Here is a 13,186-nt window from a genome sequence, read left to right on the forward strand (position 1 = left end):
GGGAGGCAGGCGCTACTCGAGTCCACCCAGCGACGGGGGGACATCGGCCGTGACGATCGCCAGCGCACCGGGGCCGGAGTGCACCGCGAGCACGGCTCCCACGTCGGCGCGCACCATCATCGCGGCGCCGTCGATGCGTGCGGCGATGTCGTCGAGGTAGTCACCCTTGCCCACGCCGAGGACGCCGACCGCGGGCACGTCGAGAGCGTCGAGAGCTGCCCGCGCACGCTCGAGCACCGCCTCGCGTGCGCGCGCGGTGGAGCGCACCTTGTCGGCGAGGGCGACCTCGCCGTCGACGATTTCCAGGATGGGACGCACCTGCAGCATGCGCCCGACCGCGGCAGCGGCGGACGATAGCCTGCCGCCTCGGCGCAGAAACTCGAGGGTATCCACCGTGAAGACGCAGCTGGCCGACGCGGCGACGCGAGCCGCCTCCGCCGCCACCTGGGCGACGCTCGCACCGGTGGCTGCTATCGCCGCCGCCCCGAGCGCGGCGAATCCGACGCCGAGGGCGACCTGACGGGAGTCGACGACCTCGACGGGGATGCCCACGGCATCGGCGGCTGAGACCGCCGCATCAACCGTGCCCGACAGACGCGAGGACAACAGCACTGCCACGATGCCCGTCACCCCCCGGGCTTCCAGCGCGCGAAAGGCATCGGCGAAGGCGTCGACGGCGGGGCGCGACGTGGACACGGCACGCCCGGCGACGAGTGCCGCGAGGACCTCGTCGGCGCCGACCTGAACGCCCTCGGCCCGCGCCTCGTCATCGACGATCACCTGGAGCGGGACCACCGTGATGTCCGCCCGGCGCACCCATGCGGCGGGCAACGCAGCGGACGAGTCCGTCACGACGGCGACGCGCTCGGTCATGGCTTCACGCTAGCGTCCCCTGGGCTGCGGGAGGCCTCCCGCGGCCCAGGGTGCACGCTCATGCCGTGACGATGTTGACGAGCCGGGGCGCTCGCACGATGACCGTGCGGATGGCGGCGTCGCCGATCGCGCGGACGACGCCGGGCGTGGCCAGCGCGAGCTCGCGCAGCGCGTCCTCGGAGATGTCGGGCGCGACCTCGAGGCGGTCGCGGACCTTGCCCTTGACCTGCACGACGCAGGTGACCGTCTCCTCGACGAGCAACGACTCGTCGACCTCGAGCCAGCCTCCGCGCGACACGTTCTCGTGGCCCAGGATCGACCACATGTCCTCGGCGACGTACGGGGCGAACAGGCTCAGCAGGATGGCAACGGACTCGGTCGCCTCGCGCACCGCGGGGTCTGCGGGGCCGGCGCCGCTGTCGATGGCCTTGCGCGTCGCGTTGACCAGCTCCATGGTGCGGGCGACCACGACGTTGAAGCGGAAGCCCTCCACCAGCTGGGCGCTGTCGTGCATCGCCTTGTGTGTGACGGCGCGCAGGGCGGCGTCTCCGGTCGTCGGGTCCGCGCCGGGCTCGCTCGTGACGTCGCGTGCGAGGCGCCACGCACGCGCGAGGAAGCGCTGCGAGGCGCCGGGCGAGACATCCGCCCAGTCGATGTCGTCCTCGGGCGGGCCGGCGAACGACATGGTGAGCCGCACCGCGTCCACGCCGAACTCATCGAGCTGCTCGCTCAGCCGCACGATGTTGCCGCGCGACTTCGACATCGCAGATCCCTCCATCTGCACCATGCCCTGGTTCAGCAGTGCGCGGAAGGGCTCCTCGAAGTCGATCATGCCCATGTCGTGCAGCGCCTTGGTGAAGAAGCGCGCGTAGAGCAGGTGCAGGATCGCGTGGGTCACGCCGCCGACGTACTGGTCCACGGGCGCCCACTTCTTGGCCTCGTCGAGGTCGAAGGGACCGTCGGTCTTGCCGGGCGACAGGAAACGCAGGAAGTACCAGGACGAGTCCACGAAGGTGTCCATGGTGTCGGTGTCGCGCAGCGCCGGACCGCCGCAGTCGGGGCAGGTGATGTTGACCCAGTCGGTCGCGCCGCCGAGCGGAGAGGTGCCCTTGGGCTTCAGGTCGAGGCCCTCGGCCGGCGGCAGCTCGATGGGCAGCTGGTCGTCGGGCACGCGGACCTCACCACAGGCGTCACAGTGGACGATCGGGATCGGCGTGCCCCAGTAACGCTGACGCGAGATCAGCCAATCGCGCAGGCGATAGTTGGTGGAGGCGCCGCCCAGCCCCTTCGACTCCAGGTCCGCGACGATCGCCGCGATGGCGTCGGCCTTCGACTTGCCGTCCAGATCACCGGAGTTGATGAGGGTGCCGTCGCCTGCCGCGGCGATGCCCGACACCGCCGGGTCCTCCACGGGCTCACCGTCGTCGCCGCGCACGTCGAGCACGACCCGCACGGGCAGGTCCATGGCGCGCGCAAAATCGAGGTCGCGCTGGTCGTGCGCGGGAACCGCCATGATCGCGCCGTGGCCGTAGTCGGCGAGCACATAGTCGGAGACCCAGATGGGGAGCCGCTCACCGTTGACGGGGTTGATCGCGTAGCGGTGGAGGAACACGCCGGTCTTGGGCCGGTCCGTCGCGAGGCGGTCGATCTCGCTGGCGGCCTTCACCTCGTCGACGTACGCCTCGAACGCCTCGGTGACGGACGCATCGGCCCCCTGAACGAGCTCGGCGGCGAGGTCGGAATCCGCGGCGACCACCATGAAGGTCGCGCCGAACAGGGTGTCGGGGCGCGTGGTGTAGATGTCGATGGGCTCGTCGCGGCCCTCGATCGTGAACTTCACGTCGGCTCCCACGGACCGGCCGATCCAGTTGCGCTGCATGGCGATGACCTTCGACGGCCACGAGTCCTTGAGGGTGTCGAGGTCATCGAGCAGCCGGTCGGCGTAGTCCGTGACCTTGAAGTACCACTGGTTGAGCTTCTTCTTGGTGACGGGGGTATCGCAGCGCTCGCACAGGCCGCCGACCACCTGCTCGTTGGCAAGCACCGTCTGGTCCTTGGGGCACCAGTTGACGTTCGAGTGCTTGCGGTAGGCCAGGCCCCTCTCGTGCAGGCGAGTGAAGAACCACTGGTTCCAGTGGTAGTACTCGGGGCGGTGCGTCGCGAGCACGCGGTCCCAGTCGAACGAGCACGCGTAGCGCTCCATCGAGGAACGCTGCTGAGCGATGTTGTCCTCGGTCCAGCCGCGCGGGTCGAGTCCGCGGTTGATCGCCGCGTTCTCCGCGGGCAGGCCAAACGAGTCCCAGCCGATCGGGTGCATCACGTTGAAGCCGCGCTGGGTCCAGTAACGCGCAATGACGTCTCCCAGCGCATACGCCTCGGCGTGACCCATGTGGAGGTCGCCCGAGGGGTAGGGGAACATGTCGAGCACGTACTTGGTAGGACGCGTGTCGCTGGGGTCGCTGGACCTAAACGGCTGGGTCTCGCGCCACACGGGGAGCCAGCGCTCCTCGATGGCGCGGAAGTCGTACCTGGTCTCGTCGGTCTCGGGCGTCGAAGTCACGCGCACGATTCTATCGGGGGCGCACGGCGGCGAGGACGGTGGCAGTCCCCGAGGGATTTGCGGAGAGTGTCCGTTGTCACACAAGCCTTCACGGTCACGCCCCTTTCGCCGATAATCTCGGCAGGCGACGCTCGGTCGAGGGCGTCTCATGATCGTAGGGGTGCACCATTTCTTCTCTCTCCACCGTCGTCCGCCTGCGCGCGGTGCGCGTCGTCGCCGTGACAGCGTTGGCAGCCGGCCTAAGCGGGGGACTCGTGCCGAGCGCCGTCGCGCAGACGGAGCCCGCAGACCCGACGCCGTCCGCCGCCACGACGTCGACGACCGCGCTCACCGCTACCCCGATCCCCTCGGTCTCGCCCGACCCCTCGGCCGCGCCCGACGCCACGGCCGCGCCGACGGCCTCACCCGAGCCGTCCGCAAGCGCCGAGCCATCCGCAAGCGCCGAGCCATCCGCGAGCCCGTCGCCGACACCAAGCACGAGCACGTCACTCGCCCCCATGCCCTCCCCGTCCGGCGATGTCGACGAGGAGACCGACGACGTAGCACCGCCGCGCGCCACGGAATCGCGCGTCACCGAGCCGGCCGATCTCACCCCCGCGGATGCCATCGAGCCCCAGTCGGTCGGCGTCCTTGCCGCCACGGGCATCACCTTTACGGACGTGTCCTCGCGGGTGGGAAGCGCGTCGTATTCGAAGTTCGCCACCGAGATCACGTGGCTGGCACAGACGGGCATCACCCGCGGCTGGTCGCTCGCGAATGGCACGCGTGAGTACCGCCCGCTCGACACGATCGCGCGTGATGCGATGGCGGCGTTCCTGTACCGCTACGCGGGCGAACCCGCCCACTACGCCCCGACACGCTCACCATTCCTTGACGTGAAGCAGTCGACCGCGTTCTACCGAGAGATCACGTGGGCAGCCGACGCCCAGGTATCCACCGGGTGGAGGGTCTCCGGAGGAGCCGAGTTCCGCGCCACCGACGCGATCTCGCGTGAAGCCATGGCCGCGTTCCTGTACCGCTTCGCGGGTTCGCCGGGCGTCAACCTACCGAGCCGATCGCCGTTCGTGGATGTCAAGACCACCGATCCGTTCTATCGGGCGATCGTGTGGCTGTCACAGACGGGCGCCACGACTGGATGGAAGACGTCAGCCGGCGCGGAGTACCGCCCTCGCGCGTCCATCACGCGCGATGCGATGGCCGCGTTCCTGTATCGCCTCGACCGCGCGGGGGTGCTGTACAACCCTGCCCATGGTGCGGGCACGGTGCTGCGCCACTCCACGCTGTCTGTTTATGGCGCGACGAGCCTCGCATTACGCACCGCACCAGGCACCAGTTCTGCGCTCGTCGCGTACTACCCGCGCAGCACCACCGTGACACCCACCGGCGACGTGTCTCCCGACGGGTGGATCGAAGTGATCATCGGTAGCGCACGGGGGTGGATGTCGGGCTACTACCTCAGGGGCTTTGACGGCGCCGCCGTGACCCGCGTCACCACGACGTACGCCAACGGCGCGCTGCCGAGAGACCGATTGTGTCCTTTGTCGTGGGACAGCAGTGAACTGTTGTTGTGCCAGGCCGCAGCGGACCTCGAGAGGCTCAATGCCGCGTTCACCGCACGCTTTGGACGCACCATCCCCGTCAACGACTCCTACCGCGATTACGACGAGCAGGTGCGTGCGCGCGCCCTGTACGGCACCATGGCCGCGATCCCTGGTACCTCGAACCATGGATGGGCGGCCGCGATCGACATTGCCGGAGCGTCTCTCCCTGGCGGCTACCAGGGAGCCGCCTACCTGTGGTTGCGCCAACAGCTGACGGCCTACAACTGGGTCCTGCCCACCTGGGCCCGGCCCGAGGGAAGCAAGCCAGAGGCCTGGCACTTCGAATACACGGGCTAACGGCCCGGGGTTGCCCTCAGGGAAGTCCCAGCGAACGCCGATAGTAGGGGTGGCCGATGCTGCGGCGGGCTCTCGCTTTGTCCGTACCGGCTGACAAGTGAGCACCCGCGTGCGAATCTTGTCTGGTGGCCGGCGCTCGACGGTGGCCACACTGGCGTGGCTGAGGGTCCGACGCCGGAGAAGGAGACACGCGATGTGGCACCACTCATCGCCACACGGCCACCACCGGTGGACGGCACACGCCGCCATCGCGACGCTGGCCTGCGCATGCCTCGTGGCCGTCGGCACAGCGGCTTCGGCCGAGACTACGCCCACCCCGGAGTCGACAACCCAGAGCGCCGAGCCGGCCCCCGCACAGACCACGACCCCCTCACCGGAGTCGACCCCCACGAGCGAGCCCACACCCACCACCACCACGACCACCGAGCCCGAACCGTCGTCATCACCCACAAAGACGACGGAACCCGAGGCGACCACGTCTCCCAGCAAGCCGAGCATGACGCCCAAACCGAGCCCCAGCGCCACGCCGTCGCCCGATCCCGAGGCGACCGCGTCACCATCGGCCGAGCCCACGCCCGACGCGAGCGCGGAGGCCGCAGATCCGAAGGGCGACAAGGACGAGCCGGCGCGCCCCTCCTTGAAAACCCTGTACACGTCCACGACCGTGTGGAAGGCGAGCCCGGTACGCACCACGTTCCGTGACGTGTCCACCGTGGAGGCAAGTGCCGCCTTCACGGAGCACGCGGAGGCGATCACGTGGCTCGCCACGCTCGGCGCCGGCTTCGGGTGGGGGCTCGCCGAGGACCTGACCATCTTCGGCCCCCACGAGGACGCGACGCGTGCCGACCTCGCGGCCTTCCTCTACCGCGCGGCCGGCATGCCCCTGCAGCCGCTCGACGACGACCCCGTCTACTCCGACGTGGACATGAGCGCCAGCGCCGCCACCGAGATCACCTGGCTGGAGGCTCGCGGCGTCGAACTGGACGAGGACGAGAGCGCGTTCCTCCCCGAACAGGCCACCACGCGCGGCGAGGTCGCCCTCGCGCTACACCGCCTTGCGGGCGAGCGCCGCATCGTGTTTGTGCCGGGCCTGTCCTTCGAGCCCGTCGATGCCCCCACGGAACACGAAACCTCCACCGCGTGGCTTGAGGCACTAGGGGTCGCGGCCCCCGGCACCGATGACGAGGCTGCCGCCGAGCACCTGACGCGCGCCGAGCTCGCGCAACTGGTGTACGACGTCACCGAGGCCGGTCTCGTCATCTCCCACGACGACACCCTCGCGGATCGTCTCGACTTCACGGGCGACGCCGTCCCGTCGCTCACGGGGTTCCGCAATGGCACGCTGACCTCGGCCGTGCTGTGCACCGTGCCGTGGGACCACGATCAGCGCCTCTCGTGCCATGCGGCCGCCGACCTGGAGGCGCTCGACGCCGCGTTCGCACAGCGCTTCGGCGCGCACATCGCCATCACCGACTCGTACCGCGACCTCTCGGGTCAACGCTACGCGAAGGTGGCGAAGGGCGACATGGCTGCGACCCCAGGCACGTCGCAGCACGGGTGGGGCGCCGCGATCGACCTCAACTCAGGTGGTCTACCAAGGGGTTTCCGCGGGGAGGCGTACCGTTGGCTCGTGCAGCACGCCCCCGAATATGGATGGGAACTGCCCGGGTGGGCTCGACCCGGTGGGACCAAGCCCGAGCCCTGGCACTTCGAACACCAAGGCTAGGCAGGTCACGCGATTTGCGTCACCTTGACGCTCACGTCCAGATTCTCGGTGGTGCCGGCGACCACGCCGGATAACGGCGGCACGTCGCGGTATTCGCGTCCGCGCCCCACGATGACGTGGTGGTCGCCCACCTCGCGATCATTGGTCGGGTCGAAGCCGGTCCACTCCCCCGTCCACCACTCCACCCACGCGTGGCTCTCCCCCGCGACGGTCTCGCCGATCTGCGCGTCACGCTTGGGGTGGAGGTAGCCGGACACGTAGCGCGCGGGGATTCCCACCGAGCGCAACGCGCCAAGCGCAAGCTGCGCAAAGTCCTGGCACACACCCGAGCGCGCTGCCCAGGCCTCGGCCGCGGCCGTGTGGACAGTGGTGGCTCCCGGGACGTACTTCAACTCGGAATGCAGGTACTCGCAGACCGCGCGTGCCGTCGCCTCCGGGCCCAATTTGTGCGAGGCCTCATGTGCGAAGGCGGCCAGGTCCTCCGGCGGTTCCGTGGCCCCGGAGTTCTCCAGGTATTCACAGAGGAGGTCCTGGAACCGCGGGCCCTGCAGCGCCTCCCAGCCCGCCTTCTCGCCGCGCGGCAACTGCGTGGAGACCTCGACGACGGAGCGAGCCTCGACCGTGAGCGAACGGTGAGGCTGCAGCACCTCGAACGTGGTCACGTCACATTCCCAGTAGTCGCGATAGCTCGAGCGCCACGTCACGGGCGAGATGTCGACGGTCGAGTCGAGGACGCGTTGGCGTGGCAGCCACGCAGGCGTCACGCGCGCCTCGTTGTAGGAGCTGGTGACGTCCGAGGCGTAGCGAAAGTGCGTACGGTGCTCGATGCGCAGGGTGGTCACAGTGCCTCCTGATTCCACACGACAGTGGCGTCGGGCAAGAAGTAGCGGTCGCGGATGATGTCCGATGCCGTCGCGCAGGCGCGCTGCACCGCCTGCATCTGGGCGGGAAGGTCGTCAAGGATCTCGCGCACGGGCGCGTACTCCAGGTTGGTGCGCGCGCGGCCCAGCGCGAGTTGGGCACGGCCTGCGAGCGTCCGCGAGCGCTCGGATCCCTCGATGTCGGCCAGGATCGACTCCGCCATCGCCAGGTTGTAGGCGATGGAGCGCGGGAAGAGGCGATCGACCAGGAGAAACTCTCCGGCGCGCTCCTCGGTCACGAGGGCTCGGACCGTGCGCAGGTAGGCCTCGTGAGCCGAACAGGTGCGCAGCAGCGTGGTCCAGTTGGGTCCGGTGACGCCGTCCAGTGAACGCGTCATGAGCAGGCGCGCGATCATGTCGGCACGCTCGAGCGATCTGCCCAGTTCCAGGAAGTGCCACGCGTCGTCGCGGGACGTGGTGGCGGAGGCGAGGCCGCGCACCACGGCCGTGCGCTCGCGTACCCAGACGAAGTATTCGTGAGGTCGGGCTGCCTGGCTCCACCGCGACAGTTCCATGCGGGTGGTGTTGAGCGACTCCCACACCTCGGTCGAGATCACCTCGCGGGCCCGGCGAGCATTTTCCCGGGCAGCGGTGAGCGACCCCGCGATGGAGGAGGTGCGCTCGCGGTCGAAGGCGAGGTGCTGCAGGACATCGGTACGGCTGACCGGTCCGTCGCTGGAGGCACTCATCACGGTGAGGATGGACGCGTTGGCGCTGGGTTCGTCGACCCACGGGTCCTCCAGCAGCACGTTCAGGTGGACGTCGAGCAGGCGGGCCGTGTTGTCGGCGCGCTCCACGTAGCGGCCGATCCAGAACAGTGACTCGGCGATGCGGCTCAGCATGATGTGCCCCCGTCCTCGACCGCCGGCCGGTCATGCTCGTGGGGCGGGCGGAGCTGCTGTTGCTGTTGCTGCTGCGCCTGTTGTCCCGCGACCGCGTCCTCGGGGTGCGCCGACTGCGGCACGGCGGTCATTCCACCGAACTCCACCTTCGACTCCGGTGCCTGGCGCGGCGCACGGTCGCGGACGCCTCCGAGCACCCACGTGTCCTTTGAGCCGCCACCCTGAGACGAGTTGACGATGAGTTGGCCGCGCTGGAGCGCCACGCGGGTGAGTCCGCCGGGCAAGACCCACACGTCGTCGCCGTCATTGACCGCGAAGGGCCGCAGGTCGACGTGGCGCGGCTCCAGGCCGTCGTCGGTGAGCGTCGGCACCGTCGACAGCTGCACCACGGGCTGCGCGATCCACCCGCGCGGGTCCTCGCTGATGCGGTCCTTCGCCTCCGCGAGTTCCGCGGCCGATGCCTTGGGGCCGATGAGGACGCCCTTGCCCCCCGCGCCGTCCACGGGCTTGACGACCAATTCGTCTAGCCGGTCGAGGACCTCCTCTCGCGCGTGCGCCTCCTCGAGCCGCCACGTGTCCACATTGGGAAGAATCGGGTCCTCCTCCAGGTAGTAGCGCGTGAGCTCGGGCATGTACGTGTAGATGAGCTTGTCGTCGGCCACGCCGTTGCCGACGGCGTTGGCAATCGTCACGTTGCCGAGGCGCGCGGCGTTGACGAGGCCGGGCGACCCCAGTGCGGAATCGGGCCGGAACTGGACGGGGTCCAGGTAGTCGTCGTCCACACGGCGGTAGATCACGTCGACACGGCGCCGGCCGGCGGTGGTGCGCATGTAGACGCGACCGTTGACCGTCTCGAGGTCACGCCCCTCGACGAGTTCCACTCCCATGGTTCGTGCCAGGAGCGAGTGCTCGTAGTAGGCGGAGTTGTACACGCCAGGGGTGAGCACCACGATGGTCGGGTCATCGACGCCCTCGGGCGCGGACTTCGCCAATGCCGAGCGCAGGCGGCGCGAATACTCGAGCACGGGGCGGATCCCCATCGCCCCGAACATCTCGGGGAACATTTGGCTCATCGCGCGCCGGTTGGACAGCACGTAGCTCACGCCCGACGGCACGCGCACGTTGTCCTCGAGGACACGCCAGATGCCGTGCTGGTCGCGCACCAGGTCGATGCCGCCCACGTGGACGCGCACGCCGTTGGCCGGCTCGACCCCGGCGACCTGGCGGTAGTAGTACTGGCTAGAAGCGATGAGGCGCCGGGGCACCAGACCGTCGGTGACGCAGCGCTGGGAGCCATACACGTCTGCGAGGAAAGCCTCGAGGGTGCGCACGCGCTGGGCGACGCCGGGCGAGATGATGTCCCATTCGTCCGAACCGACGACGCGCGGCACCAGGTCCAGCGGGAACGGCCGCTCCTCGCCCGCGTGATCGAAGGTGACGCCCTGGGCGAGGTAGGTCGACGCGAGCGCCTCCGCCTTCGAGTACAGGTCGTCGCCGCTCATGCGTTCGAGTTCGGCATAGACCCGCCGGTACGGTTCGCGGACGTTGCCGTCCACGTCCATGGCCTCGTCCCACGCCGCGGCGGGCGTGTAGCCGCTCCAGGGTGTCGCCGCATCGCTCATGACCCCACGTTAACCAGGAATCATGTCCGCCGCGTGGCATGGGTGTGTCGCGGCGATTGCGAAGGGCCGATGCCGCGGCTGACTTTCCCTTCGCTCTTGTCCACCGCTCACTAGAGTGTCGACATGGGTTACCCACGCGCGCTGCTTGCCCCCGACGAAGAGATCGTCGTCGACCGCCATCCGCACTGGAAGGCGCTCTTCTGGCCCGTCGTCGTCTCGGTGCTCGCGATTGCGGCCGTGATCCTGCTGTGGCTGTGGGTGTCGGGCACCACGTGGAGCGACACGACCCAGACCTGGATTGGCGTGGTCGCGGGCGTCCTGTTCGCGGTCTTCGTCGGGTGGCTCGCCGTCGCCCCGTGGATCCGGTGGCGCACCACCCACTTCGTCATCACCGACCGGCGCGTGATCTTCCGCACCGGCGTCTTCACCAAGACGGGTATCGACATCCCGCTCCAGCGCATCAACACGGTGCAGTTTCGTCACGGCCTGATCGACCGGATGTTCCGCACGGGCACGCTCATCATCGAGTCGGCGTCCGACGACCCGCTCGAATTCGACGACATCCCGAACGTGGAGAAGGTCCACTCGCTGCTGTACAACGAGGTGTTCGACTCCCTCGACGGCGAGGACGACACCCCGGCCACCGCCTGACCTCACGCGGCTCCGCCGGCCCCTGTCAGACGGGCGCAACATGGCCGTGCCCACGCCCACCTACACTGACGGAAACCCCGATTTCAGGAGGGCCGATGCCTCATGACCTCGCGGGCGTGACCGTCGCCGTGATCACGGTGTCCGACCGCCGCAGCGCCGGCGCCGCGCCCGACACCGCGGGCCCTGCAATCGCCGACGCGCTCCGTGAGGCGGGCGCCACGACGCTTACCGCGATCGTGCCTGACGGGGTCGAGTCGGTCCGTGACGCGGTCCTTGACGCGCGCTCCGATGGCGCCCGCGTCATCATCACCACCGGCGGCACCGGCGTGTCCCCACGCGACCTCACCCCGGAGGCCACGGCGCCGCTCATCGAACGCCCGCTGCCGGGCATCCCGGAATTGCTGCGACGCGAGGGCGCGCAGGCAACACCCATGGCGGCCGTCAGCCGGGGTCTCGCGGGCGTCACCGCAGGCCCGGACCGTGCGCTCGTTGTGAATCTGCCCGGCTCCGAGGGGGCGGCGCGCGATGGCATCGCCACGCTGCTGCCGATCCTCGCCCACGTCGTGGGCCAACTCGACGGAAGCGACCATTGATCGCGCGCATCGCCGATGCCCCGCTCGACCTGGCGGCACACATCGCCGCCGTGGCGACGCCCGCGGACGGCGCCGTCGCGACGTTCGTGGGACTCGTACGCGATCACGACCCGTCGGTCGAGGGCGAGGTCACCCACCTCGAGTACTCGGCGCACCCCGACGCCGACGAGATTCTCAGCGCCATCGTGGCCGCCGTCACCGCGGGCGGCGAGGTGCGAGCGGCGGTCAGCCACCGCATCGGCCGCCTGACCGTGGGTGAGCCGGCGATCGTCGCGGCCGTCGCGTCCGCCCACCGCGCCGAGGCCTTCGACGCGTGCCGCGAGCTCGTCGAGCGGGTGAAGGCCGAGGCGCCCATCTGGAAGCGAGAGATCCTCGCGGATGGATCGCACACGTGGGTGGGGATGTCATGACGCATCAGGGGCTGATCGATCGGTTTGGGCGCGTGCACCGCGACTTGCGCATCTCGCTCACGGACCGCTGCTCGCTGCGATGCACCTATTGCATGCCGGCCGACGGCGTACCGTGGCTGCAACGCGACACCATGCTCAGCACCGACGAGATCGTGCGCGTGGCGCGTGTGGCCGTCGAGATGGGCATCGAGGAGGTTCGCCTCACGGGCGGCGAGCCGCTGCTGCGCGCCGACGTGGTCGACGTGGTGGACCGTCTGGCACACCTCACCGGGCCGGCGGGGAACCCCGAGATCTCCCTGACGACCAATGCGCTGCGCCTGCCGCAGCTCGCCTCGCGCCTGCGCGACGCCGGACTCGCTCGAGTCAACATCTCGCTGGATACCCTGCGGCGCGACCGCTTTACCGAACTGACCCGGCGCGACAAGCTGATCGAGACCCTGGCGGGGATCGCCGCCGCCGATGCCGCCGGGCTCGCCCCCATCAAGATCAACGCGGTCGCGATGCGCGGCGTCAACGACGACGAGGTCGTCGACCTCACGCGGTTCTGCGTGGACCACGGCTATCAGATGCGCTTCATCGAGCAGATGCCGCTCGACGGCGGCCACACGTGGGACCGCAAGGAGATGGTCACCGGCGAGGAGATCCTCGCGGCGCTGAGGTCCGAGTGGACGCTCGTGGAGCGCGACGACCGGGGCGCCGCTCCCGCGCAGGTATGGGACATCGAGGGTACGGCGGCCTCGGTGGGTGTCATCGCGTCGGTGACCGCACCTTTTTGCGGCACCTGTGACCGCGTGCGGCTCACCGCCGACGGCCAGCTACGCGCCTGCCTGTTCTCCCGCGAAGAGTCCGACCTGCGCGCGCTGTTGCGCTCGGGCTGCTCGGACGAGGACCTCGCCACCGCCATCGCCGCCAATCTGCGGCTCAAGCGACCCGGGCACGACATCGACGATCCCGGTTTCCTGCAGCCCGACCGGCCCATGAGCGCCATCGGCGGCTGAGCCCCCCTCCCCCCGCGTGGCGCAAATGGGGACATTTGCGGCGCGTCCTCGCGGCGGATTCAGTTTGCTAGTGCAACACCGTGTGGGTTGGTC

The 13,186-nt window shown here is 69.5% G+C and carries 12 protein-coding genes; 6 read left to right on the plus strand and 6 right to left on the minus strand.

Annotation, left to right across the window (positions count from 1 at the left end; genetic code table 11):
* Positions 1-12 precede the first annotated feature (12 nt).
* The 3 genes from B7K24_RS12780 to B7K24_RS13505 form a co-directional block, all read right to left on the minus strand.
* On the minus strand, positions 13-873 hold the full coding sequence (locus B7K24_RS12780) for a DegV family protein (protein WP_084130717.1): 861 nt from the start codon (positions 871-873) through the stop codon (positions 13-15).
* 58 nt (positions 874-931) lie between these two features.
* Complete coding sequence (gene leuS, locus B7K24_RS12785) at positions 932-3,433, minus strand: leucine--tRNA ligase (RefSeq protein WP_234986708.1); 2,502 nt, start codon at positions 3,431-3,433, stop codon at positions 932-934.
* Positions 3,434-3,527: 94 nt separating this feature from the next.
* Complete coding sequence (locus tag B7K24_RS13505; protein WP_084130719.1) at positions 3,528-3,932, minus strand: hypothetical protein; 405 nt, start codon at positions 3,930-3,932, stop codon at positions 3,528-3,530.
* On the opposite strand from B7K24_RS13505, the gene B7K24_RS12795 reads away from it, so the two are divergent.
* Positions 3,931-5,331, plus strand: coding sequence for a D-alanyl-D-alanine carboxypeptidase family protein (locus tag B7K24_RS12795; RefSeq protein WP_084130720.1), 1,401 nt, complete (start codon positions 3,931-3,933; stop codon positions 5,329-5,331). The genes B7K24_RS13505 and B7K24_RS12795 overlap by 2 nt on opposite strands.
* Positions 5,332-5,827: 496 nt before the next feature.
* The gene (locus tag B7K24_RS12800; RefSeq protein ID WP_144268317.1) at positions 5,828-7,057 is read left to right on the plus strand and encodes a D-alanyl-D-alanine carboxypeptidase family protein; all 1,230 of its coding nucleotides are present in this window, start codon (positions 5,828-5,830) and stop codon (positions 7,055-7,057) included.
* A 5-nt stretch (positions 7,058-7,062) separates the two neighbouring features.
* Here the strand turns inward: B7K24_RS12800 and B7K24_RS12805 are convergent, their stop codons facing one another.
* The 3 genes from B7K24_RS12805 to B7K24_RS12815 are packed head-to-tail and all read right to left on the minus strand — an operon-like array spanning position 7,063 to position 10,381.
* Complete coding sequence (locus B7K24_RS12805) at positions 7,063-7,899, minus strand: transglutaminase family protein (protein ID WP_084130722.1); 837 nt, start codon at positions 7,897-7,899, stop codon at positions 7,063-7,065.
* Positions 7,896-8,819, minus strand: a complete 924-nt coding sequence (locus B7K24_RS12810; protein WP_084130723.1) for an alpha-E domain-containing protein — start codon at positions 8,817-8,819, stop codon at positions 7,896-7,898. Before B7K24_RS12810 ends, B7K24_RS12805 begins: the two co-directional genes overlap by 4 nt.
* On the minus strand, positions 8,813-10,381 hold the full coding sequence (locus tag B7K24_RS12815) for a circularly permuted type 2 ATP-grasp protein (protein WP_234986710.1): 1,569 nt from the start codon (positions 10,379-10,381) through the stop codon (positions 8,813-8,815). Before B7K24_RS12815 ends, B7K24_RS12810 begins: the two co-directional genes overlap by 7 nt.
* A 183-nt stretch (positions 10,382-10,564) precedes the next feature.
* On the opposite strand from B7K24_RS12815, the gene B7K24_RS12820 reads away from it, so the two are divergent.
* The 4 genes from B7K24_RS12820 to moaA all read left to right on the plus strand — a co-directional run bounded on the left by B7K24_RS12820 (position 10,565) and on the right by moaA (position 13,093).
* Entirely contained in the window at positions 10,565-11,092 is a 528-nt protein-coding gene (locus B7K24_RS12820) for a PH domain-containing protein (protein ID WP_084130725.1), read from the plus strand.
* Positions 11,093-11,187: 95 nt separating this feature from the next.
* Positions 11,188-11,685, plus strand: a complete 498-nt coding sequence (locus tag B7K24_RS12825; RefSeq protein WP_200808351.1) for a molybdenum cofactor biosynthesis protein B — start codon at positions 11,188-11,190, stop codon at positions 11,683-11,685.
* A complete protein-coding gene (locus tag B7K24_RS12830; RefSeq protein WP_084130726.1) occupies positions 11,682-12,095 on the plus strand; it encodes a molybdenum cofactor biosynthesis protein MoaE in 414 nt (137 codons plus the stop codon). Before B7K24_RS12825 ends, B7K24_RS12830 begins: the two co-directional genes overlap by 4 nt.
* Positions 12,092-13,093, plus strand: a complete 1,002-nt coding sequence (gene moaA / locus B7K24_RS12835) for a GTP 3',8-cyclase MoaA (RefSeq protein WP_084130727.1) — start codon at positions 12,092-12,094, stop codon at positions 13,091-13,093. Before B7K24_RS12830 ends, moaA begins: the two co-directional genes overlap by 4 nt.
* Positions 13,094-13,186 lie beyond the last annotated feature (93 nt).

Origin of the sequence: Demequina sp. NBRC 110055 (assembly GCF_002090135.1) — a bacterium.
In the GTDB taxonomy this organism is placed as follows: domain Bacteria; phylum Actinomycetota; class Actinomycetes; order Actinomycetales; family Demequinaceae; genus Demequina.